At 68.8% G+C, this 24,920-nt stretch carries 26 protein-coding genes and 1 tRNA gene; 19 read left to right on the top strand and 8 right to left on the bottom strand.

All coding sequences use genetic code 11. The features are described from left to right. The first annotated feature begins 5 nt into the window (after positions 1-5). The 11 genes from VYI76_RS09830 (at position 6) to VYI76_RS09780 (ending at position 11,999) form a co-directional block, all read left to right on the top strand. Complete coding sequence (locus VYI76_RS09830; RefSeq protein WP_326524573.1) at positions 6-1,592, top strand: tetratricopeptide repeat protein; 1,587 nt, start codon at positions 6-8, stop codon at positions 1,590-1,592. Further along, positions 1,537-2,427: a 4-(cytidine 5'-diphospho)-2-C-methyl-D-erythritol kinase gene (locus VYI76_RS09825; protein ID WP_326524572.1), complete on the top strand. Its 891-nt coding sequence runs from the start codon at positions 1,537-1,539 to the stop codon at positions 2,425-2,427. Before VYI76_RS09830 ends, VYI76_RS09825 begins: the two co-directional genes overlap by 56 nt. 178 nt (positions 2,428-2,605) lie before the next feature. Beyond that, positions 2,606-3,328: an enoyl-CoA hydratase/isomerase family protein gene (locus tag VYI76_RS09820; protein ID WP_326524571.1), complete on the top strand. Its 723-nt coding sequence runs from the start codon at positions 2,606-2,608 to the stop codon at positions 3,326-3,328. Then, the gene (locus VYI76_RS09815) at positions 3,325-4,053 is read left to right on the top strand and encodes an N-formylglutamate amidohydrolase (protein ID WP_326524570.1); all 729 of its coding nucleotides are present in this window, start codon (positions 3,325-3,327) and stop codon (positions 4,051-4,053) included. Before VYI76_RS09820 ends, VYI76_RS09815 begins: the two co-directional genes overlap by 4 nt. 10 nt (positions 4,054-4,063) lie before the next feature. Continuing rightward, positions 4,064-5,785, top strand: coding sequence for a dihydroxy-acid dehydratase (gene ilvD / locus VYI76_RS09810; protein ID WP_326524569.1), 1,722 nt, complete (start codon positions 4,064-4,066; stop codon positions 5,783-5,785). Further along, positions 5,766-6,137, top strand: coding sequence for a hypothetical protein (locus tag VYI76_RS09805; RefSeq protein WP_326524568.1), 372 nt, complete (start codon positions 5,766-5,768; stop codon positions 6,135-6,137). Before ilvD ends, VYI76_RS09805 begins: the two co-directional genes overlap by 20 nt. Beyond that, positions 6,134-7,522 (top strand): NAD(P)H-hydrate epimerase, encoded by a 1,389-nt coding sequence (locus VYI76_RS09800; RefSeq protein WP_326524567.1) that lies wholly within the window; start codon positions 6,134-6,136, stop codon positions 7,520-7,522. Before VYI76_RS09805 ends, VYI76_RS09800 begins: the two co-directional genes overlap by 4 nt. Then, complete coding sequence (locus tag VYI76_RS09795; protein ID WP_326524566.1) at positions 7,504-8,676, top strand: class I SAM-dependent RNA methyltransferase; 1,173 nt, start codon at positions 7,504-7,506, stop codon at positions 8,674-8,676. Before VYI76_RS09800 ends, VYI76_RS09795 begins: the two co-directional genes overlap by 19 nt. Positions 8,677-8,740: 64 nt before the next feature. Continuing rightward, positions 8,741-9,733 carry an SPFH domain-containing protein gene (locus tag VYI76_RS09790; protein ID WP_326524565.1) on the top strand — a complete coding sequence of 331 codons (993 nt, stop codon included), beginning with the start codon at positions 8,741-8,743 and terminating at the stop codon, positions 9,731-9,733. Positions 9,734-9,738: 5 nt separating this feature from the next. After that, positions 9,739-10,197, top strand: a complete 459-nt coding sequence (locus tag VYI76_RS09785) for an NfeD family protein (protein ID WP_326524564.1) — start codon at positions 9,739-9,741, stop codon at positions 10,195-10,197. After that, on the top strand, positions 10,194-11,999 hold the full coding sequence (locus VYI76_RS09780; protein ID WP_326524563.1) for a DUF885 domain-containing protein: 1,806 nt from the start codon (positions 10,194-10,196) through the stop codon (positions 11,997-11,999). Before VYI76_RS09785 ends, VYI76_RS09780 begins: the two co-directional genes overlap by 4 nt. 53 nt (positions 12,000-12,052) lie before the next feature. On the opposite strand, the gene VYI76_RS09775 is transcribed toward VYI76_RS09780, so the two are convergent. Further along, positions 12,053-12,622, bottom strand: a complete 570-nt coding sequence (locus VYI76_RS09775) for a DUF937 domain-containing protein (RefSeq protein WP_326524562.1) — start codon at positions 12,620-12,622, stop codon at positions 12,053-12,055. A gap of 114 nt (positions 12,623-12,736) precedes the next feature. Between VYI76_RS09775 and VYI76_RS09770 the strand changes: the two genes are divergently transcribed. Next, on the top strand, positions 12,737-13,126 hold the full coding sequence (locus tag VYI76_RS09770; protein WP_326525084.1) for a DUF3597 domain-containing protein: 390 nt from the start codon (positions 12,737-12,739) through the stop codon (positions 13,124-13,126). Between the two features lie 50 nt (positions 13,127-13,176). On the opposite strand, the gene VYI76_RS09765 is transcribed toward VYI76_RS09770, so the two are convergent. After that, entirely contained in the window at positions 13,177-14,793 is a 1,617-nt protein-coding gene (locus VYI76_RS09765) for a phosphoenolpyruvate carboxykinase (RefSeq protein ID WP_326524561.1), read from the bottom strand. A 156-nt stretch (positions 14,794-14,949) separates the two neighbouring features. Here VYI76_RS09765 and VYI76_RS09760 point away from each other — a divergent pair, with 156 nt between their 5' ends. The 7 genes from VYI76_RS09760 (at position 14,950) to VYI76_RS09730 (ending at position 20,547) form a co-directional block, all read left to right on the top strand. Then, positions 14,950-15,657 carry a response regulator transcription factor gene (locus VYI76_RS09760; protein WP_326524560.1) on the top strand — a complete coding sequence of 236 codons (708 nt, stop codon included), beginning with the start codon at positions 14,950-14,952 and terminating at the stop codon, positions 15,655-15,657. A gap of 130 nt (positions 15,658-15,787) precedes the next feature. Beyond that, positions 15,788-17,347 (top strand): sensor histidine kinase, encoded by a 1,560-nt coding sequence (locus VYI76_RS09755; RefSeq protein WP_326524559.1) that lies wholly within the window; start codon positions 15,788-15,790, stop codon positions 17,345-17,347. Continuing rightward, the gene (locus VYI76_RS09750) at positions 17,344-17,787 is read left to right on the top strand and encodes an HPr kinase/phosphorylase (RefSeq protein WP_326524558.1); all 444 of its coding nucleotides are present in this window, start codon (positions 17,344-17,346) and stop codon (positions 17,785-17,787) included. Before VYI76_RS09755 ends, VYI76_RS09750 begins: the two co-directional genes overlap by 4 nt. Then, positions 17,784-18,698, top strand: a complete 915-nt coding sequence (rapZ, locus tag VYI76_RS09745) for an RNase adapter RapZ (RefSeq protein ID WP_326524557.1) — start codon at positions 17,784-17,786, stop codon at positions 18,696-18,698. The genes VYI76_RS09750 and rapZ overlap by 4 nt, the downstream gene beginning before the upstream one ends. A 23-nt stretch (positions 18,699-18,721) precedes the next feature. Beyond that, positions 18,722-19,129 (top strand): PTS sugar transporter subunit IIA, encoded by a 408-nt coding sequence (locus tag VYI76_RS09740; RefSeq protein WP_326524556.1) that lies wholly within the window; start codon positions 18,722-18,724, stop codon positions 19,127-19,129. Further along, on the top strand, positions 19,126-19,401 hold the full coding sequence (locus VYI76_RS09735) for an HPr family phosphocarrier protein (RefSeq protein ID WP_326524555.1): 276 nt from the start codon (positions 19,126-19,128) through the stop codon (positions 19,399-19,401). The genes VYI76_RS09740 and VYI76_RS09735 overlap by 4 nt, the downstream gene beginning before the upstream one ends. A 339-nt stretch (positions 19,402-19,740) precedes the next feature. Next, complete coding sequence (locus VYI76_RS09730) at positions 19,741-20,547, top strand: TrmH family RNA methyltransferase (protein ID WP_326524554.1); 807 nt, start codon at positions 19,741-19,743, stop codon at positions 20,545-20,547. Positions 20,548-20,613: 66 nt separating this feature from the next. Here VYI76_RS09730 and VYI76_RS09725 read toward each other — a convergent pair whose 3' ends face one another. From VYI76_RS09725 to moaA, 6 genes are all read right to left on the bottom strand, one after another. Then, positions 20,614-21,222, bottom strand: coding sequence for a CC0125/CC1285 family lipoprotein (locus VYI76_RS09725; RefSeq protein WP_326524553.1), 609 nt, complete (start codon positions 21,220-21,222; stop codon positions 20,614-20,616). Between the two features lie 143 nt (positions 21,223-21,365). After that, positions 21,366-21,884, bottom strand: a complete 519-nt coding sequence (locus tag VYI76_RS09720) for a phosphoribosyltransferase (RefSeq protein ID WP_326524552.1) — start codon at positions 21,882-21,884, stop codon at positions 21,366-21,368. After that, complete coding sequence (locus tag VYI76_RS09715; RefSeq protein WP_326524551.1) at positions 21,881-22,897, bottom strand: adenosine deaminase; 1,017 nt, start codon at positions 22,895-22,897, stop codon at positions 21,881-21,883. The genes VYI76_RS09720 and VYI76_RS09715 overlap by 4 nt, the downstream gene beginning before the upstream one ends. Positions 22,898-22,958: 61 nt before the next feature. Beyond that, positions 22,959-23,033, bottom strand: a tRNA-Asn gene (locus VYI76_RS09710). 55 nt (positions 23,034-23,088) lie between these two features. Next, positions 23,089-23,865, bottom strand: coding sequence for an NAD kinase (locus VYI76_RS09705; protein WP_326524550.1), 777 nt, complete (start codon positions 23,863-23,865; stop codon positions 23,089-23,091). After that, positions 23,862-24,854 (bottom strand): GTP 3',8-cyclase MoaA, encoded by a 993-nt coding sequence (gene moaA / locus VYI76_RS09700; protein ID WP_326524549.1) that lies wholly within the window; start codon positions 24,852-24,854, stop codon positions 23,862-23,864. Before moaA ends, VYI76_RS09705 begins: the two co-directional genes overlap by 4 nt. Positions 24,855-24,920: the final 66 nt, after the last annotated feature.

Below are 24,920 nucleotides of genomic sequence, written 5' to 3'. Positions count from 1 at the left end.
GCGGCGTGCTGATCGCCGCCGGCGCGCTGGCCGGCGCGGTGCCTGCCCATGCCGACGTGCCGCCGTCGCTGGCCGCCTATGCCCGCGCCCGCGCGGCGGAAGCGGACGGCAGCAGCGAGGCGGCGACGGTCGGCTACCGCGCCGCGCTCCAGGCGGATCCGGGCAATGTGGCGATCGCCGGCCGCGCCTATCGCCGCGCACTGATCGCCGGAGACATGGCGCTGGCACGGACCGCGGCGGGCATCCTCGCGGCGGCGAAGACCCCGGTTCCCGATGCCGCGCTGCTCGAAATCGCCGACGCGGTGCGCGCAAAGGACTGGGGTGCCGCAGACGCCGCCGCCGACCGGTTGGGCGCCGGGGCGATCGATTTTCTGGTCGGGCCGGTCAAGGCGTGGATCGCGCTGGGTCGCGGCGACGCCGCGCCCGAGGCGCTGCTGGTCGATGGCGACAAGGGCGCGCTGGTCCGTCGCTTCGCCGCGGAGAATCGCGCGCTGTTGTTGATCGCGGGCGGCAGGAAGGCGGAGGGCGTTGCCGCCCTTCGTGCGCTGATCGCCGACGGCGCCGACAATCCGGCCCTTCGCGTCGCTGCGGCGCAACTGCTGGCCGGGGCCGGCGAGCGTCGGCAGGGCGAGGGACTGCTCGCCGGCGACGATCCGGTGCTGTCGGCGGTGCGCGCCGGCCTGCGGCGGGGGACCAGGCCCAGCGCCGCGTTCGGCATCTCGCGGTTGTTCGTCCGGCTGGCGGGCGATCTGGTGGATGGCGATGCCCGGCCGCTGGCGATCTCGCTGACCCGCGCCGCGCTGGAGATTGATCGCGGTGACGATCGCGCGCGGCTGACGCTGGCCGGGGCCTTGTCCAATGCCGGAGCGCAGGCGCCGGCGCTGACCCTGCTCGACGGGGTCAACGCCAAGGGGCCGTACGTGGCGGCTGCGCGGACAATGGCGACCACCATCGTGTCGCGATCCGGCGACACCGATCGCGCGATCGACCTCGCGCGTCAGTTGTCCGCCGCAAAGGGCGCCGGCCCCGACGAGGCGCAGCGGCTGGGCGATCTGCTGGTCGGCGCCGATCGCTTCGCCGAGGCGGCCGATGCCTATGGCGTCGCGATCGCGCGCAGCGGCGCGAAGGCCGACTGGCTGCTCTACATGCAGCAGGGCGGTGCGCTGGACCGCGCCGGTCGCTGGGCTGAGGCCAAGCCGTTGCTCGAGCGCGCGGTGGAACTCGCCCCGCGTGAGCCGCATGCGCTAAATTATCTGGGCTATACCAAGCTGGAGCGCGGCGAGGACGTCACCCGTGCCCGCGCGCTGCTCGAACGCGCATCGGCTCTCGCGCCGGACGACGCGGCGATCACCGACTCGCTCGGCTGGGCCTATGTGAAGTCGGATCAGCCCGCCAGGGCGCTGCCGCTGCTTGAGCGCGCCGCACGGGCCGAGCCGGGCGACGTCACGATCAATGAGCATCTGGGCGACGTCTACTGGATGCTCGGGCGCCGGTTCGACGCGCGCTATGCCTGGCGCGCGGCGGCGGTGTTCGCCGATGGCGAAGACGCCACCCGGATCACGGGCAAGCTGGCCGACGGACTGGCCGACTGACGTGACGATCGTCGAGCGCGCGCCCGCCAAGCTCAACCTGGCGCTGCACGTCCGCGCGCGGCGCGAGGACGGCTATCATGAGCTGGAGACGCTTTTCGCCTTCGTCGAGGACGGGGACGAACTTCGGGTCGATGTCGCCGGGGAGGCGGGCTTCACCGTCACCGGCCCGTTCGCCGCCGGGCTGGCGGGCGAGGGCGGCAATCTGGTGCTGCGTGCAGCCGCCGCCTTCGCGCGCGATGTCGCGCCGCTGCCCCCGCTGTCGATCGACCTGGTCAAGCGGTTGCCGGTCGCGTCGGGCATCGGCGGCGGATCGTCCGACGCCGCGGCGATGCTGCGCGTCGCCAGCCGGATCGCCGGGATTCCCGCCGACGATCGCCGCGTCCATGCGGTCGCCGCCGCGCTGGGATCGGACGTGCCCGCCTGCCTGACCGGCCGCACTGCGTTAGGCATCGGGCGCGGCGAGGTCTTGCGGCCGGTGAGCGGGCTGGCCGGCACGCCGGTGCTGCTGGTCAACCCGAATGTCGCGGTGTCGACTGCACGGGTGTTCGCGGCGTGGGACGGCGTCGATCGCGGAGCGATACCCGAGGGCGATGCCTGGTCGATCGCACGCGATGGACGCAACGACCTAGCCGTACCCGCCAAGCTCATTGCCCCGGTGATCGGCGAGGTGATCGACGCGCTCGATCGGCTCGATGGCGTCACGGTGGTCCGCATGTCGGGATCGGGCGCGACCTGCTTCGCGCTGTTCGATGCCGGCGCGGCGCGCGAAGCCGGCGCGGCGGCGATCCGTGGTGCCTATCCCGGCTGGTGGTGTCTCGAAACGGTGCTGACGTGACAGTTGGGTGTTCCATTCTGGCACAAAAGCCATCGACCGCATCTCGTTTCATGAGGGAAAGCCGGATGGCACGAAAGCTGCTGTGGCCTGCAACAGCGGATCATGCGCCGGGAGCGAAGCGTCCGCGGGTGGCCGCCGGTCCGTCCGGCCGCCACCTCCCCCGGCGGGGGGGCACCCGATGATCGTAACGCGACGCGCGGGCGCTATCGTCACCATCGCGCTCGATCGACCCGCCGCCCGCAATGCGCTGTCGACCGCCGGCTGGAATGCGCTTGCCGGGGCGGTAGGCGCTGTAGCGGCGAGCGACGCGGCGGCGGTCATCCTTGGGTCCGCCGTTCCAGGCATCTTCTCCGCAGGGGCCGACCTCGCCGATCTCGCGATCCTGGGCGAGGATGTGCCCGGCCGCGCGGCGTTTCGAGCACGCATGGCGGCGGCGATCGAGGGAATCGCCGCGCTGCCGATGCCGGTGATCGCCGCGATCGACGGCGGCTGCTACGGCGCGGCGGTGGCGCTGGCACTTGCCTGCGATATCGTCGTCGCCGGGGACCGCGCCGTCTTTGCCACCACTCCGGCAAAATTGGGAATCGGCTATCCGGGTGGCGACGTCGCGCGGCTGGCCGATCGCGTCGGGCGCGGGCAGGCGGCGCGGATGCTGTTCGCTGCCCAGCCGATCGACGCCGACGAGGCGGCGCGCATCGGCCTCGCGCACCTTCGCGCGGCGGAGGCTGTTCCGACGGCGGAAGCTCTCGCGGCGCAGGTCGCGGCGAATGCCCCCGGCGCGGTTCGCCTCCTGAAACGCACCATCGCTGATCCCGGCAATGCCGACGCAGGCTTCGACGCCGCATTCGGTGGCACCGAGTTCGTCGAGCGGCTCGCCGTCTTCCGGAACCGTACGCGGTGAGTGCGGAGATCATCGAAGGTACCGGCGAGGTCCTCCTGCTGTGCGATCATGCTGCGAACATGGTCCCCGACGGCATCACGCTCGGCATCGCCCCGGCACTGCTCGACAAGCACATCGCCTGGGATATCGGCGCCGGCCCGCTCACCCGCGCGCTGGCGGAAGCCACCGGCGCGCCGGCAGTGCTGGGCACGGTCTCACGGCTCGTGATCGACCTGAACCGCGCCCTCGACCAGGCCGGGCTGGTGCCCGAGGCGAGCGACGGGCACCCCATCCCCGGCAACATCGATATCGATGTTGCCGCGCGCATCGCGGCGTTCCACGCGCCCTATCACCGCGCGATCGCTGATCGCATCGCGGCGCACCGCCCGCGCCTGATCGTCGCGATCCACAGCTTCACCTCGCGACTGGAGGGGGCGGGGGCGATCGATCGTCCGTGGCAGGCGGGCATCCTCTATGGCGAGCACCATCGCGCCGCCGCGCTGCCCGCGATCGCCTTTCTGCGCGGCGAGGGGTTGATCGTCGGTGACAACGAACCCTATCCCGGTGCGCTCTACAATGCGACGCTGGACGCCCACGCCACCGGCGACATCGCGGCCGTCAATGTCGAGGTGCGCAACGACCTGATCCGCGACACCGCGGGGATCGCCCGCTGGTGCGATATGGTGGCGCGAATGATCGATGATGTGCGCAACAGTCTTGCGTCAGAGGGGCGTTCCGCGACATAGGCGCGCCGTCATGACCCATCAATTCGACAAGTCCCGCCTGCCCAGCCGCCACGTGTCGGTCGGGCCCGAACGCGCTCCGCATCGCAGCTACTATTATGCGATGGGACTGACCGAGGAGGAGATCGCGCGGCCGTTCGTCGCGCTCGCCTCCGCCGGCAACGACAGCGCCCCGTGCAACACCACGCTCGACGCGCAGGCCGATGCGGCGCGGAAAGGTGTCGAGGCGGGCGGTGGCATGCCGCGCCGGTTCAACACCATTACCGTCACCGACGGCATCGCGATGGGTCATCAGGGGATGAAGGCCTCGCTGGTCAGTCGCGAGGTGATCGCCGATTCTGTCGAACTCAGCGTGCGCGGCCATTGCTACGACGCGCTGGTCGGTTTCGCCGGATGCGACAAGTCGCTGCCCGGCATGATGATGGCGATGCTGCGCCTCAACGTGCCGTCGATCTTCGTCTATGGCGGATCGATCCTGCCTGGCCGGCACAATGGCCGCGACGTGACGGTGAAGGACGTGTTCGAGGTGGTCGGCCGCTACGCCGCCGGCGCCTGCCCGCTGGAGGAAGTGACCGCGCTCGAGAAAGCCGCTTGCCCCGGCCACGGTGCCTGCGGCGGCCAGTACACCGCCAACACCATGGCCTGCGTCGGCGAGGCGATCGGCCTTTCGCTGCCCAACAGCAACATGGTGCCTGCCCCCTACACCTCGCGCGAGCAGATCGCGGTCGCGGCGGGCGCACAGGTGATGGAATTGCTGGCGGCCAACATCCGCCCGCGCGACATCTGCACTCGCGAGGCGTTCGAGAATGCCGCGCGGATCGTCGCGGCGACCGGCGGGTCGACCAACGGCGGGCTCCATCTGCCGGCGATGGCGCATGAGGCGGGGATCGAATTCACGCTCCACGACGTGGCGGAGATATTCAAAACAACGCCTTACTGCGCGGACTTGCAACCGGGTGGCAACTATGTCGCCAAGGACATGTACGAGGCGGGCGGCGTCTACATGCTGATGAAGACGCTGCTGGCCGAAGGGCTGCTGCACGGCGACTGCATGACGGTGACCGGACGCACTCTGGCCGAGAATATCGATCAGGTGACGTGGAACCCGGATCAGAAGGTGATCTATGACGCGCGCACGCCGATCACGCCGACCGGCGGCGTCGTCGGCCTGCGCGGCAGCCTGGCGCCCGACGGCGCGATCGTGAAGGTCGCCGGGCTGCACAGCCTGCAGTTCGAGGGCCCGGCGCGGGTGTTCGACTGTGAGGAGGATACCTTCGCCGCCGTCGAGACGCGCGACATCGCCGAAGGGTCCGTGATCGTGATCCGCTATGAAGGGCCGAAGGGCGGCCCCGGCATGCGCGAGATGCTGTCGACGACCGCCGCGTTGTACGGCCAGGGAATGGGCGAGAGCGTCGCGCTCATCACGGACGGGCGCTTCTCCGGCGCGACACGTGGCTTCTGCATCGGCCACGTCGGCCCCGAAGCGGCCGAGGGCGGCCCGATCGCACTGGTCGAGAACGGCGACATGATCCGCATCGACGCGGAAGCCGGGACGATCGACCTGCTTGTCGACGACGCCGTGATCGCCGATCGCCGTGCCCGCTGGGCCCCGCGCACCAACGACTATCAGTCGGGTGCGCTGTGGCGCTATGCGCAGAATGTCGGCCCGGCGTGGGCCGGCGCGGTCACGCATCCGGGCGGCAAGGCCGAGACCCATGTCTTCGCGGATATCTAGCCTCGCGCTCGCGGTGCTGCTGGCGAGCTGTGGCGGTCCGCCGGAGCAGGTCGCCACCGGCAATGCGGTGATGGCGGCCGGAGCGGGCACGCCTGCTGAGGCCCCGGTCGAACAGGTCGCCTGCGGAAGTGATCTGACGCAAAGCTGCACCGTCGAGCGAGTCCCGGATGGCGACGGCGAACTGCTGACGCTCCGGCATCCCGATGGCGGCTTCCGCCGCCTGCGCGTCACGGGCGACGGCAGCGTCGCCGCCGCCGACGGCGCCGAACCCGCGACGATCGTGGCGCGCGGAGAGGATGGCGTGGAAGTGGCGATCGGCGACGCGCGTTACAGGGTGCCGCTGCCGAGGTGACGCGGCGCCTGCCCGAAGGCGCGCCGATCGTCACCGCCGCCGCGATGCGTGCCGCCGAAGACGCGGTGTTCGCCTCCGGCGTGTCACAGGATGCGCTGATGGAGCGCGCTGGCACGGCCGTGGCGGTTCAGGTGGCGCGGCTGGCGGCCGGGCGGCCCGTCCTCGTCCTCGCCGGCCCGGGTAACAACGGTGGCGATGCCTGGGTGGTCGCAGGCTGGCTGGCGGCGCGTGGCCATGACGTCGCGGTTGCCGCGATCGATGGGCGCGCTGAAGGCGCTGCCGCGAGGATGCGCGGGCGGTGGCGCGGGAGCATATCCTCGCTCGCCGCCGCCGCTCCGCGACCCATCCTGGTCGATGGCCTGTTCGGCACCGGTCTTTCGCGTCCGCTTGATGCGGAGGTTGCCGTGGGTCTTACCAGGCTCCGCGCGGCGGCGGCGCTTACCGTCGCGATCGATGTGTCTTCGGGTTTCGGCAGCGACGATGGTGTAGCGCTCGGCGGCGTGGGCGCGGACGTCACGATCGCCCTCGGGGCGCTCAAGCCGGCGCATCTGCTCGGCGCGGGCGGGGCGGCTTGCGGGCATGTCCTGCTCGCCGATATCAGCGTGTCACTCGCGAGCGAGTGGCGCACGCTCGAACGCCCGGTGATCGCGCCGCCGCAGCCTGACGACCACAAGTTCAGTCGCGGTATGATCGCGGTAGTGTCCGGCGCGATGCCGGGTGCCGCCCGCCTCGCGGCGCGCGCGGCGATGTGTGGTGGCGCGGGCTATGTCGTGCTGGCCGGCGAGGATCGGAGCGGCCCAGACGCACTGGTCTGCCGCCCGGCGGACGATGGGCTGTTCGCCGATGGCCGCATCGGGGCGCTAGTGATCGGACCGGGTCTCGGTCGCGACGAGATGGCGCGAAACCTGCTCGAACGTGCGCTGGCGAGCCGGCTGCCGCTCGTGCTTGACGGCGATGCGCTGTCTTTGCTGGGGGCCGCTGCGGCCGATCGCCTGCGAGATCGCGACGCGATCCTGACTCCGCATTCGGGCGAGTTCGACCGCATGTTTGGTACAGGCTGCGGCAGCAAGATCGACCGTAGTCTTGCTGCCGCGCGTGCCTGCGGCTGCACCATCGTCCACAAGGGTGCCGACACGGTGATCGCCCGGCCCGACGGGCGCGCCGTCGTCGCTGGTGGCGCCTCGCCGTGGCTTGCCACCGCCGGCACGGGCGATGTGCTGGCGGGGACCGTGGCGGCGCGCCTCGCGGCAGGCGTGCGCGATCCTGCGGCCGAGGCCGTCTGGCTCCATGCCCGTGCCGCCGTGCTTGCCGGCCCGGTGCTGATCGCGGATGACTTGCCCGCGCGGATCGGGCAGGCGCTCGCGGAATGCCTGACGAAACCATAATCCGCATCGCCGCAAAGGGCGACGGCGTTACCGAAAGCGGTCGCCACGCGCCGCTGACCGCGCCGGGCGATATGCTGCGGGAGGATGGCGGCATATTGCCCGGCCCGCACCGGCGGGTTCCACCGTGCCGGCATTTTTCCACCTGCGGTGGTTGCCAGCTCCAGCAGCTCGACGATGCCAGCTATGCGGCCTTCGTCCATGATCGCGTCTCCGGAGCGATCGCGGGGCAGGGACTGGCGGCGCCGGTCCGCGCTCCCCTGGTGTCGGCGCCGCACACCCGGCGTCGCGCCACGCTGCATGCCGAGAAGCGAGGGCGGCAGGTCCGCATCGGCTTCACCGAAACCGGCAGCCACCAACTGGTCGACCTTACCGAATGCCATGTCCTGCTGCCCGAACTGTTCGCGCTGGTCACCCCGCTGCGCCGCTTGCTGGTGACGGCGCTGCGCGATGCGGCACGGATCGACGTGCATCTCGCGCGGATCGACCAGGGCGTGGAAGTCGTGATCGGCGGTGCGGTGGGCGGGGGGCTTGCGGCGGCCGAGGCGCTGACTGGGTTCGCGCAGGATCACCGCCTCGCGCGGCTGGCGATCGACGAAGGCTATGGCGCGGAAATCCGCTGGGAACCGCAGCCCGCCACCATCACGCTGGGCGGCGTGCCGGTGGCGTTCCCGCCGGCATCCTTCCTCCAGGCGACGGCGGACGGCGAGGCGGCGCTGGTCGCCGCCGTGCGCGAGGCGGTCGGGGAACCCGCCGCCACCGCCGACCTGTTCGCCGGGCTCGGCACCTTCGCGCTTGCATTGCCCGGCAAGGTCTATGCGGCCGAGGCCGGGCGCGACACGATCCTGGCGCTCAAGGCGACAGGCCGGGTTTTCGCCGAGCATCGGGACCTGTTCCGCCGCCCGTTGATTCCGGCCGAGCTTGACCGGTTCGACGCCGTGGTGCTCGATCCGCCCCGTGCCGGCGCGCGCGAGCAGGTGGGGCAACTGGCGCAGGCGCGAACGCCGCGCATCGCCTATGTATCCTGTAATCCCGGCAGCTTCGCGCGTGACGCGAAGCTGCTGGTGGACGGCGGCTACCGGCTCGACTGGGTGCAACCGGTCGGCCAGTTTACCTGGTCCACCCATGTCGAACTCGCCGCGGCGTTCTCGCGTTAAGTCACTGCCCGTTGCCAGCGGTGGCCTGGCGACCTAGCATCGCCGCGATCACCGGAGGATGCCCATGGAACTGACCGCCGCCGCCTTCATTCTGGCGCTCGTCGTCTTCTATCTCGCCAGCTCGATCAAGATCGTGCGGCAGGGCTATCAGTACACGATCGAGCATTTCGGCCGCTACACCAGCACCGCGTCGCCGGGCTTCAACTTCTATCCCGCCTTCTTCTACCGGGTGGGGCGCAAGGTGAACATGATGGAGCAGGTGATCGATATCCCGGGGCAGGAGATCATCACCAAGGACAATGCGATCGTATCGACCGACGGTGTCGTGTTCTTCCAGGTGCTCGATGCGCCCAAGGCGGCGTACGAGGTGTCGGACCTCTATGTCGCGCTGCTTCAGCTTACGACGACCAACCTGCGCACGGTCATGGGATCGATGGACCTCGACGAGACGCTGTCGAAGCGCGACGAGATCAACGCGCGCCTGTTGTCGGTCGTCGATCACGCGACGGTGCCGTGGGGCGTCAAGATCACCCGCGTCGAGATCAAGGATATCCGCCCGCCCGCCGATATCGTCGCGGCGATGGGCCGGCAGATGAAGGCCGAACGCGAGAAGCGCGCAAACATCCTGGAGGCGGAGGGTAGCCGCGCGTCCGAGATCCTGCGCGCCGAAGGGCAGAAGCAGGCTCGCATCCTGGAGGCGGAGGGGCGCAAGGAATCGGCCTATCGCGACGCCGAGGCCCGCGAGCGCGCGGCGGAGGCTGAGGCCAAGGCGACCGAACTGGTCAGCCAGGCTATCGAGCAGGGGTCCAGCCAGTCGCTGAACTATTTCATCGCGCAGAAATATGTCGAGGCGATCGGCAAGTTCGCGACCAGCCCCAATGCCAAGACGATCCTGTTCCCGGTCGAGGCGACCCAGTTGATCGGCACGCTGGGCGGCATCGGCGAACTGGCGAAGGATGTGCTGGCGTCGGGTAGTTCGCCTGCGGCCGCGCCGCGTGCGCCGTCCGCGCCCAGCGTTCCCCGGATCAAGGGCGGGCCGGGCGAGCAGCAGGGCTGACGACGATGAACTTCGACAATCTCGGCGGCTGGTGGCTGGTCGCCGCCGTGTTGCTTGGCGGGGCGGAATTGCTGTTGCCGGGCGTGTTCCTGGTCTTCCTGGCAATCGCGGCGGCGATCACCGGCGTGTTCCTGCTGCTGTTCCCCGAACTGCCGGTGCCGGCGCAACTGCTGAGCTTTGCCGCCTGGTCGGCGATCAGCGTGTGGATCGGCCGGCGCTGGTATCGCGACAATCCGGTCGAGACGTCGGACCCCCTGCTCAATCACCGCGTAGCGCGGCTGATCGGCGAAACCGTCACCGTCGCCCAGCCGATCGAGGGCGGCTCGGGCCGCGTCCGCGTGGGTGACAGCGAATGGCTTGCGCGCGGCCCGGATACGCCGGCCGGCGCGCGCGTCCGCGTGACGGGCGCCGAAGGCACGGCGCTCACCGTCGAACCGATCACGTCACTGGAGTCCCCGACATGAGTTTCACGCGTCGCCAGGCGCTCGCCGCAGGTGCGGGCACTGCCGCCCTCGCGACCCTGCCCGCCTTTGCGCGGACGCCCGCGAATCCGAAGGCGGAGGTCGAGGCGCTGGCCGAGGAATGGCTGCGCCTGTCGCCGGAAAGCGCCACGTCGCTCGGCATCGACACCGGCGCTCGTGCCGCGCTGCGCGGCCAGTCGTCGGACCCGACCGCCGCGGGCATCGAGCGCACCCGCGCCTGGGTGCGCCGCGCCATCACCAGGCTGGAAGCGGTGCAGGCCGCGAAGCCCGATGCCGACACCGCGCGCACGGCGGAGGTCGCGCTGGCGGCATGGCGGACGTCGGCCGACGGGTTCGATTTCCCTTATGGCGCGGTGTCGATCGCGGGATGGCGCAACGGCCCCTATGTCGTGGCCCAGAACATGGGCAGCTACATTGACGCGCCCAAGGCGCTCGACGCCAGCCAGCCGGTGAAGACCGCGTCGGATGCGGAGGCCTATCTCGCCCGCCTCGTCAACTGGCCGCGCCGGCTGGATGCCGAAACCGCCCGGTTGAAGGATGCGCGCGGGCGGGGAGTCGTCGCGCCCGATTTCATTCTGGACAAGACGCTTGCCGGCCTTGCCGTCACGCGCGGCGAAGCGCCGGCCGATGCGCTGGTCGTGACCACGCTGGGCAAGAAGGCCGAGGGCATTGCGGGCGACTGGTCCGCCCGCGCCGAGCGTATCCTGGCGCGCGAGGTCGGTCCCGCGCTTGACCGCCAGATCGCCGAACTGAAGGCGCACCGCGCGGTCGCCAAGGCCGATGCCGGCGTCTGGAAACTGCCGCAGGGCGACGATTATTACGCCTGGGCGCTGCGCGCCGCGACGACGACGCGGATGACGCCCGATGAGGTCCATGCGGAGGGGCTGCGCCAGCACGCGGACCTGCATCGCCAGATGGACGCGATCCTGAAATCGATGGGGCTGACGCAGGGCTCGGTCGGCGCACGGATGCGCGCGCTGGCGAAAGACCCGCGCTTTACCTTCGCGCCCGGCGACGAGGGGCGCGCTCAGATCCTGAAATTCATCGACGGCCGTATCGCCGACATCCGCCCGCGCCTGCCCAATGCGTTTCACACGCTGGTGCGCGGCAATGTGGAGGTGCGACGTATCGCGCCGGCGGAGGAAATCGGCGCGCCCGGCGCCTATGGCGGGGCGGGGTCGATCGACGGGACGATTCCGGGTCGCTTCTGGATCAACCTGCGCGATCCGGCACGGCACACGAAGTATAATCTGCCGACGCTGACCTATCACGAAGCGTTGCCCGGCCATGTCTGGCAGGGTGAATATGTCCAGCGGCTGCCCCTGCTACGCACGCTGGTGGGCGGCGGGTTCAGCGCGTTCGGCGAGGGCTGGGGCCTGTATGCCGAACAGATCGCGGGCGAGATCGGCGTGTATGAAGGCGATGACGCCGGGCGGCTGGGCTATCTCGATTCGATGGCGTTCCGCGCTGCGCGGATGGCGGTGGACACCGGCATCCACGCGCGCCGCTGGACCCGCGACAAGGCACGTGAATGGTTCGCCGAAGCGACGGGCGACACGGTGGAAGGCGTGACCAGCGAAATCGATCGCTATTGCGTCTGGCCGGGGCAGGCGTGCGGATACAAGGTCGGCCATACCGAGATCAACCGCCAGCGCGACCGCGCCCGTGCGGCGATGGGGACGCGCTTCGACGTCAAGGCGTTCAACGACATGGTCGTCGCGGGTGGATCGCGCCCGTTGAGCGTGGTGGCGAGCGATACCGACCGGATGATCGGCGGCGCCTGAACCTGCGTGGATACGGGGGCGGGGCGGTGTGGCCGCCCCGCCGCCGGACGGGATCAGCGCCGCAACTGACCGAGGATCGCGTCGAGCGGGTTGCCCGATCCGCCGCCTGCGCCGCCGCCCAGAACCTGGCCCAGGATACCGCCCAGCCCGCCGGATTGCGGCGCGGACTGCTGCTGCCCGCCGCCGAGCACCTGGCCCAGAAGCCCGCCCAATCCACCGCTACCGCCGCCCTGCTTGGCCATGTAGCCGGCGACGGCCATCGCCACGATCGGCAGCATCTTCTTGAGCAGATCGGGGCTGATGCCGGTCTGGTCGGCGGCATGGGACGCAACCGCGCGGCTGGTGTCCTTCGATCCGAAGATCTGGCCGAGGATCTCGTTGCCCTGGCCGACCGGAGTCGCCTGATCGCCCGTCACCGCGTCGAGCAGGCCACCGCCGCCAAGCCCGCCGATCAGGCCGCCCAGCGCGTCGAGGCCGCCCGATTCGCCCTGCTTGCCGAATCCGCCCAGAATCGCCGGCAGCAGGGCCTGTACGCCGCTGGCTGCGGTCGATTGATCGACCCCCAATTCGCGCGCCACGGCCGAAACCGTACCGTTACTGTTCAGCATCTGCTGGATATCCATCGATTTGGCCTTTCCTGCCGTAAGTCCATTCCCCGATACGCTTAGCCGCTGGCGACGGCAGGGCAAGTCTGGCAGGATCGCGTCCGTACCCGTTTCCTCTGAAGGAGCATGACGATGGGCATTTTCTCGACGATCAAGAACGCGATCTTCGGCAAGGCCAAGGCGGCCGAGCCTGCGCCCGCACCCCAGCCCGATCCCGCCGCGGCCGCGCCCGCCGCGCCTGTGGCTTCGCCGGCACCGGTGCCGATATCGGAAGTCGATGTCGAGGCGATCCTGACGGAGATGGCGGCCGGCAAGAACCTCAACTGGCGCACGTCGATCGTCGATCTGATGAAGCTGGTCGGCCTCGAATCGAGCCTGAGCGAGCGCAAGGAGCTGGCCAGCGAACTGGGCTATACCGGCGCCCTGGACGGCAGCGCCGAGATGAACATCTGGCTGCACAAGCGCGTGATGCAGGAACTCGCCGCGAACGGCGGCCTGGTGCCGGCATCGATGCTCGACTGAACGAGCCCGCGGGGACAGCCTGAGGCCGTCCCCGCGTCCCGGCCCCGCGTTCAGGCCGCCATCGGCTCGGCGGCGGCGCGCGGTGCGGCCTGGCGCACGCCCTCGTCGACATGCTCCTCGAACTGGGCGAAATTCTCCGTGAACTGGCGCACCAGATCGGCCGCGGTCGCGTCGTAGGCGGCAGCGTCGGCCCAGGTGCCGCGCGGATCGAGGATCGCGGCATCGACGCCGGGCACCGACACCGGCACTTCGAAGCCGAAATTGGCGTCGGTGCGGAACTCGACATCCTTTAGGCTGCTGTCGAGCGCGGCGTTGAGCAGCGCGCGTGTCACCTTAATGGGCATGCGCTGGCCGATGCCATATTTGCCGCCGGTCCATCCGGTGTTGACCAGCCAGCAATCGACGCCGCCCTTCGCGATCCGCTCCTTCAGCAGATTGCCGTAGACGCTCGGGTGCCGCGGCATGAATGGCGCGCCGAAGCAGGTCGAGAAGGTCGCATCGGGCTCGCTGACGCCGATTTCCGTCCCCGCGACGCGCGCGGTATAGCCCGACAGGAAATGGTACATCGCCTGATCGGGTGTCAGCTTCGCGATCGGCGGCAATATGCCGTAGGCATCGGCGGTCAGGAAGATGATGTTCTTCGGCACGCCGCCCATGTTCTCGGCGCTGGAGTTCGGGATGAAATCGATCGGATAGGCACCGCGCGAATTTTCCGCGAGGCTGGCGTCGTCGAGGTCGAGCTGGCGCGTGACGGGGTCCATCACGACGTTTTCGAGCACTGTGCCGAACCGCTTCGTGGTCGCGAAGATTTCCGGCTCGGCATCCTCCGACAGGCGGATCATCTTGGCGTAGCAACCGCCTTCGAAGTTGAAGACCGCGGTGTCCGACCAGCCATGTTCGTCGTCGCCGATCAGCGTGCGCTTGGGATCGGCGCTGAGCGTCGTCTTGCCGGTGCCCGAAAGGCCGAAGAACACAGCGGTCGATCCGTCGGCGCCCATGTTGGCCGAACAGTGCATCGGCATCACGCCGGTCGTCGGCAGCAGGTAGTTGAGCAGGCCGAACACGCTCTTCTTCATTTCGCCGGCATAGCGGGTGCCGCCGATCAGGATCAGCTTTTCCGTCAGGTTGACGGCGATCACCGTGTCGCTGCGCGTGCCATGACGCGCGGGATTGGCGCGGAAGCTCGGCAGGTCGATGATCGTATAGTCGGGCACGAAGCCGCGAAGTTCATGCTCTTCGGGCCGCACCAGCATCGTGCGGATGAACAGGTTGTGCCAGGCGAGTTCGTTGACGACGCGCACCTTGACCCGGTGCTCGGGCTGCGATCCGCCGTAAAGGTCCTGGACCCACAGGTCTTCGCGGCGATTGAGCGCCGCGAGGAAATCGGCCTTGAGCGCGGCGAAATGTTCCGGGAGCATGCCCTTGTTGGTCTTGCCCCACCACACGGTGTTCTCGGTCTCGGAATCGCGGACGATGAACTTGTCCTGCGCGCTGCGCCCGGTGTGCGGGCCGGTCTCGACCACCAGCGGACCGTCGGCCGACAGCTTGCCTTCATTGCGGCGCAGCGCCGCATCGACCAGCCGAGCGGTGACGAGATTCCAGTGGATGTCGGCCCGCGTCTCGATGCCCTGCGACTCGAGACCGGCGTCGGGAACGCGCTCGCTCAATTGATTTCTCCTCAAGGACCGCGCCGGAAATGCGCTGCCGATATCTTATCGTTGTGAGGGGCGCTTATCGGCCGGTCCCGGAGGGGTCAAACCTGCTACCGGTGTCAAAGGTGCGGCGATGTTGAGGCGTGTCGATCTTTCGACTAACCTCTGCGGATGACGGCTACGATCGCGCTCGTCGATGACGACCGGAACATCCTGACTTCGGTATCCATCGCGCTCCAGGCGGAGGGGTTCCTGACCCGCGTCTATTCGGACGGAGAAACCGCGCTGAAGGCGCTGGTCGATAATCCGCCCGACCTGGCGGTGCTCGATATCAAGATGCCGCGCATGGACGGGCTGGAGCTGCTGCGGCGCCTGCGCGAGAAATCCGCCGTGCCGGTGATCTTCCTCACGTCGAAGGACGATGAGCTCGACGAGGCCCTGGGCCTGGCGATGGGTGCCGACGATTACATCGCCAAGCCGTTCAGCCAGCGCCTGCTGATCGCGCGCATCCGCGCGATCCTGAGGCGGACGGAAGGGGTCAGCGTCGGCGGAGAAGCAGGCGCGGAAGAGGCGCAGCAGCCGATAGAGCGCGGGCGGCTGACGATGGATCCGGCCCGGCACCGCGTGACATGGGCCGGAAACGCCGTGACGCTGACCGTCACAGAATTCCTGATCCTCGAAACGCTCGCCCAGCGACCGGGCATCGTCAAGACGCGCAACCAGCTGATGGACGCCGCCTATCAGGACGATATCTACGTCGACGATCGTACGATCGACAGTCATATCAAGCGTGTCCGCCGCAAGTTCCGTGAGACCGATCCGGAATTCGACGCGATCGAGACGCTCTATGGCGCGGGATATCGGTTCTCTGACGAGTGACGGCTCGCGAGGCCCCCGTTCGTGCTGAGCCTGTCGGAGCATTGTCCTTCTGCGCGCCGCGAATATTGTGGTACGAAGAAGGGCAGCCCTTCGACAAGTTCAGGGCGAACGGATAATCTGGCCTACGCCGGTGGCCGATCCCGACGACCCCCAGTCGCCCCGCGACCTGAACCTCACCTGGTCGGCGCGCGTTTCGCTCACGCCGCGCATCTTGGCCGTCAACATCATCGCGCTGGCGATGCTGGCGGGCGGCTTCTTCTACCTCGACAGCTTCCGCAGCCGGATACTCGACAGCCGCATCGCCCAGGCCAGCCGCGAGGCGCGGCTGATCGCCGACGGGCTGGCGGTGGCGGAGGCGCATGAACGGCCCGCGCTGGTGATGGGCTATGCACGCGATACCGGCGCCCGCGTGCGCCTCTATTCCCGCGACGGCGCCCTGCTCGATGACAGTCGCGCGCGCGGATCGCGCAATGCCGTACTGCGCGATCCCGACAAGGACCCATGGCGACAGGATGTCGCCCGTTTCCTTGACGCGGCGATCGACACGATCGTCGGCGCGGCGCGTCCACCATTGTTCCGCGAACGCCGCAATGGCCTGGGGTGGCCTGACGTCCGCGCCGCGCTCGATCCCGCCATCGCCCGCGCCAGCGTGTGGCGCGCGCCCGATCGCACGCCAGTCATCACCGCGGCGGCGAGCTATGGCGACGGCATCGTCTTCACCACCGCCAATGCCCGCGACATCACCCAGACGGTGCGGCTCGAACGGTTCCGGCTGACGGTGGTGCTGGCGATCGTCGCGCTGGTATCGGTCCTGCTGTCGTTGTTCCTCGCGCGGACGATCGTGCGGCCATTGCGACGCCTGTCACGCGCCGCGGTGCGCGTCCGGCTGGGCCGCGCGCGCGAAGTGGTGGTGCCGCGCCTGCCCGATCGGCGTGACGAGATCGGGCTGCTCGCCCGCGCCCTGTCGGACATGAGCGGGGCGTTGCGCGCGCGGATCGACGCGACCGAGGCGTTCGCCGCCGACGTGACGCACGAACTCAAGAATCCGCTCGCCTCCGTAAGGTCGGCGATCGACGGGCTGGGCCACGTCAAGGATCCCGAACTGCAGGAACGCCTGTTGGCGATTGTGCGTGACGATGTGCACCGGCTCGACCGGCTCATCACCGACATCTCCGACGCCTCGCGCCTCGACGCGCAACTGAGCCGTGCGAAATTCGAACCCATCGACATGGCCGCGATGATCGACGGGCTGGTGATGCAGCGCCGCGCCCGCGGGGTAGAGCGCGGTATCCTGCTGTCCGCCGATGCACCGCGCGACCTGTCCGCAATCGTCTTTGGCGAGGGTACGCGGCTCGAACGGGTCTTCGACAATTTGATCGACAACGCGATATCCTTCTCGCCCGACGGCGGGAACATCGCGATCGCCTTGCGCCGCGCCGGCGACGAACTCGAGGCGAACGTAATCGACGAGGGGCCGGGCGTGCCCGATGCCGAACGCGACAGCATTTTCCGCCGCTTCCATTCGGTGCGGCCCGAAGCCGAGGCGTTCGGGCGCCATTCGGGCCTTGGCCTCGCGATTGCGCGGACGATCGTGGAGGGGCATGGCGGTACGATCATGGTCGAATCGCGTGAGGATGGGTTGAGCGGCGCCCGCTTCGTCGTCCGTCTGCCGCTGGCGGAGAGCGAATGACGCGCGGCACCCCCCTGTCGTCGGAGACGATCCATGCCAGCTGCGTCGCGATCGACGGGGTGGCGGTGCTGATCGAGGGGCGGTCGGGCGCCGGAAAGTCCGATCTCGCGCTGCGCCTGATCGATCGCGGGGCGACGCTGGTCAGCGATGATTATACGGTGCTGTTGCGGGACAAGAGCGAACTGGTCGCGCGGCCGCCCGCCAATCTCGCCGGGCGGATCGAGGTGCGCGGGATCGGCATCCTGACGATGGACCATGTCGAGGACGTTCCCGTCCGCATGATCGTCGCGATCACCGAGGCGCCGCCGCGCATGCCCGCCGAAGGGCGGTTGCGCACGATCGCGGGCGTTCAGCTGCGCGAGATCGCCCTGCCGTCGCTGGAGCCGTCCGCGCCGGTCAAGGTCGAGCTGGCACTGCGTCGCCGGATGACGGACAGGTGACCGAGCCCAAGGATATCCTGCTCGTCACCGGCATGTCCGGCGCGGGCAAGTCGACGGTGCTGCGGACGCTGGAGGATATCGGCTGGGAGGTTGTCGACAACATCCCGCTGCTGCTGCTCGACCGATTGCTGGAAACCGCGCTGCCGGCCGGTAGCGCCGGCGATTCGCGCCCGCTTGCGCTCGGGATCGGCGCTCGCACGCGGGGCTTCGACGCGCAGCGCATCGTGCGCCGCATCAAGCGGCTGCGCGAGGAGCATGGCCACGATATCGGCACCCTCTTCCTCGACTGTTCGAGCCCAGAGCTCGAACGCCGCTATTCGGAAACGCGGCGGCGGCACCCGCTGGCGCTCGATCGTCCCGCCGCCGACGGTATCGCGCGCGAGCGCGACGTGCTGAGCCCCTTGCGCGACTGGGCCAACCGGGTTGTCGATACCACCACGCTGTCGGCCAACGAGCTGAGCCAGACGATCCGTTCGACCTTCGCCGGCGGCGGGCTGGGCGAACCGGTCGTGTCGGTCATGTCCTTCGGCTTTTCACGCGGCCTTCCGCGCAATGCCGACCTGGTGTTCGACATGCGCTTCCTCCGCAACCCGCACTGGGTTCCCGCGCTGCGCCCCGGCACGGGGCTCGACGTGCCGGTCGCCGATTACATCGTGGCCGACCCGGCCTATGCGGATTCGATCGACACGATCGAGCGGCTGCTGCTGATGCTGCTTCCGCGATACCGGGCGGAGGGAAAGTCCTATGTCACCGTCGCCATCGGCTGTACCGGCGGGAGGCATCGTTCGGTCCATGTCGCTGATCGCATCGGCCGGAGGTTGCATGACGCCGGCTTTTCGCCCACGGTAACCCATCGCGACCTCGGCACGGCGCCGCAGGACTCGCTTGAGGATACGCCCAGGGGCAAATGACTTCGCCGGTGAGAAACGATGCTATGATCGGTCTCGTGCTCGTAACACACGGGCGGCTGGCGGAGGAATTCGTCGTCGCCATGGAGCATGTCGTCGGCCGGCAGGAGCTGATCGCGACGATCTGTATCGGGCCGGAGGACGATATGGAGGGGCGCCGCGCCGATATCGCCCGCGCGATCGCCGAGGTCGATCAGGGCAAGGGCGTGATCGTGCTGACCGACCTGTTCGGTGGCACGCCGTCCAACCTCGCCATATCGCTGATGAAGCCGGGCAAGGTCGAGGTAATCGCCGGCATCAACCTGCCGATGCTGATCCGGCTGGGCGGGGCGCGCAAGGCGATGAAGGTCGCCGAGGCGGTCAGCGCCGCGCGCGACGCCGGCCGCAAGTATATCTCGGTCGCCTCCGAAGTGCTTGGCGAGGCCGCCGCGTGAGTGGGCGCCACGAACGCGCCGTCCAGATCACCAATCGCCGCGGGCTGCATGCGCGGGCCAGCGCCAAGTTCGTGACGCTCGCTTCGTCCCAGCCGGTCGAACTGACCGTGCGCAAGGACGGATCGAGCGTCACCGGGACCTCGATCATGGGCCTGATGATGCTGGGCGCCGCGATGGGCGACCATATCGTGATCTCGGCCGAAGGGGCGGGCGCGGAGGTGGCGGTGGCGACGCTGTGCCAACTGGTCGAGGACAAGTTCGGGGAAGAGTAGCGCTGTCGCAGGCGAATAGCGTCAGCTATTCGACGTCGCGGCGACAGTCCGGCCGGCGGCGCATTGCGCCGACCGACGACGCGGGCTTTGCCCGCGGCGCGAGTCCGCAGGAGTCTGCAAGGCCACGACATTCCTCCCTTTTCCCGTTCGTGCTGAGCCTGTCGAAGCACTGCCTTTCTTCTTCCTGGTGCACAGCTTGCCGTGGCAAGAAGGGCAGCCCTTCGACAAGCTCAGGGCGAACGGTTCGGGGGTGCGGCTCCTTATCGTCAAAGCCCGCCCAGTCTCCTGCGGCGCCGCGCCTTGCGCTAGGCTGTGCCTAGCGCGTAGGCGCAACACGCCATGCCCCGTGCCATCACCGCCTTCTCCAACCCCCTCGTCAAGGCGACCCAGCGCCTGCGTGACAAGAAGCATCGCCGCGACGCCGGCCTGTTCTTGGCCGAAGGGCTGCGGATTCTGACAGAGGCGCGGGAGGCGGGGCGTTTGCCGGAGACATTGTTCTTCGTCCCCACCGCCGACGATCGCCCCCTCGTCACCGCCCTCGTCGCCGCGACGGAGGCCGCCGGCGGCGACGCGATCGAGACCACCCCCGACATCCTCTCCAAATTGTCGGGCAAGGACAATCCCGGCGCGGTGATCGGTGTGTATCGTGAATTCCCGACCCCGCTCGACGCGCTCGATCGCAGCGCCGCCGCGATCTGGCTGGTCGCGGAACGGATGCGCGATCCGGGCAACCTGGGCACGATCCTGCGCACCGCCGATGCGGTGGGGGCGGGGGGTGTGATCCTGATCGACGAAAGCGTCGACCCTTTTTCGGTCGAGGCGGTGCGCGCCAGCATGGGCGCGTTGTTCACCGTGCCGGTAGCCCGCGCGCGGTGGGACGAGTTCCGTGCCTGGCTGCGCGGCGGACCGGGCCAGCTTGTCGGCCTGAGCCTCGATACCAGCAGCGGCTATCGCGCCGCCGCCTATGCCGCGCCCACTTTCCTGCTGACCGGCAACGAGGCGCAGGGGATGCCCGATCACATGGCCGCCGAATGCGACCTGCTGGTCAAGATTCCGATGCTGGGCAAGGCCGACAGCCTGAACGCCGCCGTCGCCACCGCGGTGATGGCCTATGAGGTGCTGGCCCGGACCGAACGATCCGCCTGACGCTGGATAAGATAAGGGACCGCGAGCGCCTGGCTCACGGTCCCTTTCGTCAAATCCTGCCCGTGATCAGCGGCGGCCCTGCTCCGGCAACTGGATCGTCGGGCCCAGCCGGTCGACCACGTCGCGCGCATTGAAAGCGCGGACGTTGCCGTCAGGTTTGTGACCCTTGCCGACGATGATCTCAGCCGAAGCCTCATAACGCTCGACGGTGCGGACATCGACCGACCGATCCCAGAACGGATCGCCCCAGAACGGGTCCCAGCCGCGCCAGCCGAAGCCGCGGCCGTAATAGCGCCATGACGGGCCCCAATAGCCGAAGCCGGAGAAGCCGCCATACGGGCGGCTCCAGCCCGGCGTGGTATAGGTCCGCGTCTGCTTGTCGGTATCGCGATCGGCCATCACGAAATAATCGTTGCCGCTTTGCAGCGTGACTTCGGCCGCGCGAAACAGAAGATAGCGTTCGACCGTCTCGCGCGACGTGTAGCTGTTGCCGGCGAAGGCGACGCGGAAGCGGTCGCGTTCGACCTGCTGATCCATGAAGCCGGTGCGGCTGAAGCCCGATCCCATCGCCGGACGGTAGGGAGTCGGACCCGCGCAGGCGGCGAGCAATGTTGCGCCGGCAAGCGCCGCAGCGATCAGCGCGCGGGACCGGCGGGGAGTGTTTTTTCCAGACATTTCAATCTCCAGCGAGCGATCCCGCGACCGGGAGGCTCGTCCGTTGGGCAAACGTCTCGCCGCCGGATTGGGTCCGCTCGGCTCAACTTGGGTACGGGCCATAACAGGAACGGGCTTTCGTCAGGCTGAACGCCTGACGCGATTCACGCGATCCGTTCGGGCACTTCCTCGGCATCCTCCATAATCGCGGCGCGGGGGGCGACCGCTTCCCACGGGAACACGAACCAGTCCTTTGTGACGGTACGGTCGATCGTCCGCCACGCATAATCGATCCGTTCGGCCGACACCGCGTTGTCGAGCAGCACGGCGAAGCGGGTGCAGGCGGCATGGGCGCCGGCGGCGGACAGCCGGGCGCGGATCGCGGCGATGGTGCGGCCCGAATCGTTGATGTCCTCGATGAACAACAGCCGTTCGCCCGCGCGGGTGCGCGCGGCCAGCGTATCGATCAGCGCCGCGTTGAATTCTGGAATGGGGGTCGAAAAGTCGATCGACACCATCTGCATGCCGGTCGCGTGGCTGAGGAATACCGCCGGCGTCAGCCCGCCGCGCCCGACGCCGACGAGCAGTTGCGCACCCCAGTCGTCACCGCGCAGGCGCGCCGCCAGATCGTCGATCGCGCGCAGGAATTCGTCGAAGGTGAAGGGGGTGAGCGTCGGCGTCATGCCTGCGCCTCCACATAAGCGTCGAGCGAGGCCAGATGTGCGGCGACCTGCGCATCGTCGAGAAACGAGCCGAGAAGACTGTTGCGCGCGAGCGTTGCAAGCTGGCGGCGATCCAGGTTGCGTCCGCGCGCGGCGGCGCGGAAGTTTTCGCCCACATAGCCGCCGAAATAGGCGGGATCGTCCGAATTGATCGTCGCGCGGAGACCCAGTTCGAGCATCCTGTCGATCGGATGGACGTCGATCGAGGCGACGTTGCACAGCTTGACGTTGCTGAGGGGGCAGACGGTCAGCGTGATGCCCTGTCGCGCCAGCCGGGCAGTCAGCACCGGGTCCTCCAGGCTGCGGTTGCCGTGGTCGAGCCGGTCGATGTGGAGCAGGTCGAGCGCCTCCGCGACATATTCGGGCGGCCCTTCCTCGCCGGCATGGGCGACCAGTTTCAGGCCCCTGGCGGCGGCGGCGGCGAAGACGCGGGCGAATTTCGACGGCGGATGGCCGACCTCCGACGAATCGAGGCCGACGCCGACGATACGATCGAGCCACGGTTCCGCAGCCTCCAGCGTGGCGAAGGCGGCCTCTTCCGACAAATGGCGCAGGAAGCACAGGATCAGTTTCGAGGTGAGGCCGTGCCGCCCCTCGGCATCGGCCATGCCGTCGCACAGCCCCTCGATCACCTCGCCGATCGCGATCCCGCGATCGGTATGTGTCTGCGGATCGAAGAATATCTCGGCGTGGACGACGCCGTCCGCCGCCGCGCGATCGAAATAGGCGATCGCCAGGTCGCGGAAATCGGCGCGCGTCCTGAGCACGTCGGCACCCGCGTAATAGATGTCGAGGAAATCCTGAAGGTTCGAGAAATCATAGGCGGCCCGCACGTCATCGACCGAGGCATAGGGGATGGAGACGTCGTTGCGCTGGGCGAGCGCGAACATCAATTCGGGTTCCAGGCTGCCTTCGATATGCAGGTGCAACTCGGCCTTGGGCAGGCCGGCGATGAAGGCGTCGAGATCGTTCATGGCGCGCAGCATCGCAAGCCGCGAAGGGGCGCGCAAGTGCTGCGTCTGCGAGAAAAAACGCTGGCTCCCTGAGTAGGATTCGAACCTACGGCCGCTCGATTAACAGTCGAGAGCTCTACCGCTGAGCTATCAGGGAACAGCGTGAGGGCGCGCTGATAGCAGCCTTTTCGGCGGTTGCAACCCCTGTGGCGTCAGGCGACGAACTGCTCCATCGTGATGCGGTCGTCCAACGCGTGTTCGGGATCGAACAAGAGTGTCAGGTCCCGAATATGGTCGATCTCGATATCGACCCGCGCGACATCGCGAATCTCGCGCTGGTCGGCGACGGCGCTGACCGGGCGCTTTTCCGCTTCCAGCACCGTGATGCCGATCCGCGCCTTTTCGGGCAGGATCGCGCCGCGCCAGCGCCGGGGGCGGAATGCGCTGATCGGGGTGAGCGCGATCAACGCCGAGCCGAGCGGCAGGATCGGGCCGTTGGCGGACAGGTTGTAGGCGGTGGACCCAGCCGGCGTGGCCGCCAATATGCCGTCGCATACCAGTTCGGGCAGCACGATGCGGTCGTTGACGGTCACTTCCAGCTTCGCCGTCTGGCGGGTCTCGCGCAGCAGCGACACCTCGTTGATTGCCGGCAGAACCCGCGTTTCGCCAGAGATCGTCCGCGCCGTCATCGACAGCGGCGACACCTTGAAAGGCCGGGTCCGCGCCAGCCGCTGATCGAGCCCGTCGAGCCGCCATTCGTTCATAAGAAAGCCGACGGTGCCCAGGTTCATGCCGAACACCGGCACGCTGCGCCGCGCCTCCAGCATCTGGTGCAGCGTCTGGAGCATGAAGCCGTCGCCGCCGAGCGCGATCACCATATCGGCCTGTTCGACCGGCACCCAGTCATAGAGGTTGGCCAGTTCCTCCGCCGCGATCCGCGCGGGATTGGTGGGCGACGCGACGAGCGCGCGCCGGATCGGGGCGCTCATCCGCCCGTCACGCTCATGTGGCGCGCGACGGCGGGCGCCGCCGCATCGATGCGGAAGTCATGGCGCGCGGGCTTTGCCGCCAGCGCGCCGTCGATCGCGGCGTCTAGCGCGTCCACGCCGCCGTTCCGCAGCGCCGCCTTCAGATCGACCCGATCCTCATGCCCCAGGCACATGTACAGATGCCCCTCGGTCGTCAGCCGGACGCGGTTGCACCCGTCGCAGAAATTCGCTGTCAGTGGAGAGATCAGGCCCAGCCGGGTCCCCCACGGCGTACGCCAGTAGCGCGCCGGCCCGCCGGTGCGGTGGCTGTCGCGTTCGAGCGCGACCGTCCGGGCCAGCCGATCCAAGACGCGGGTCAGCGGCACGAACCGATCGGTGCGGTCCTCGTCGATCGCGCCCAGCGGCATCGTCTCGATCAGCGACAAATCATGGCCCTGTTCGCCGCACCAGGCGAGCATGTCCGGGATTTCGTCCTCGTTCAGGCCGGCGAGCGCGACCATGTTGATCTTGACCGCGATGCCGGCGCGTTTCGCCGCGGCGATTCCGTCCAGCACCCGCGCCACGTCGCCGTGCCGCGTGATGAAGCGGAACGTGGCCGGGTCGCGGCTGTCGAGACTGACGTTGATCCGGCGGATGCCGGCGCCGCGCAGATCGGTCGCTGCGTCCGCGAGGCGCGTGCCGTTGGTCGTCATCGTCACTTCGTCGAGGCCACTACCGACGTGCCGGCCCAGCCGGCGCACCAGATCGATCGCGTCGCGCCGCACCAGCGGCTCGCCGCCCGACAGCCGAATCCGGCGTACGCCGCGTGCGATGAAGCGTTCGGCGATGATCGCGATCTCGTCGAGTGAAAGCAGCGCCGCGCGCGGCAGGAAGGTCATCGCCTCCGCCATGCAATAGCGGCAGCGCAGGTCGCAGCGATCGGTGACGGACACGCGCAGATAGCTGATCGCGCGACCGTGGCGGTCGATCAGGGGAAGGGCGCTCGCCATGGCAAGAGAGCTAGGCGGTTGCGCGCGCGGCAACAAGCCTTTGCGGATATACTGTCTTTCTTCATC

This window comes from Sphingomonas sp., assembly GCF_035910975.1.
In the GTDB taxonomy this organism is placed as follows: Bacteria; Pseudomonadota; Alphaproteobacteria; order Sphingomonadales; family Sphingomonadaceae; genus Sphingomonas.
Note: the sequence above shows the minus strand (reverse complement) of the source record. Positions and strands in the feature narration are given on the sequence as shown.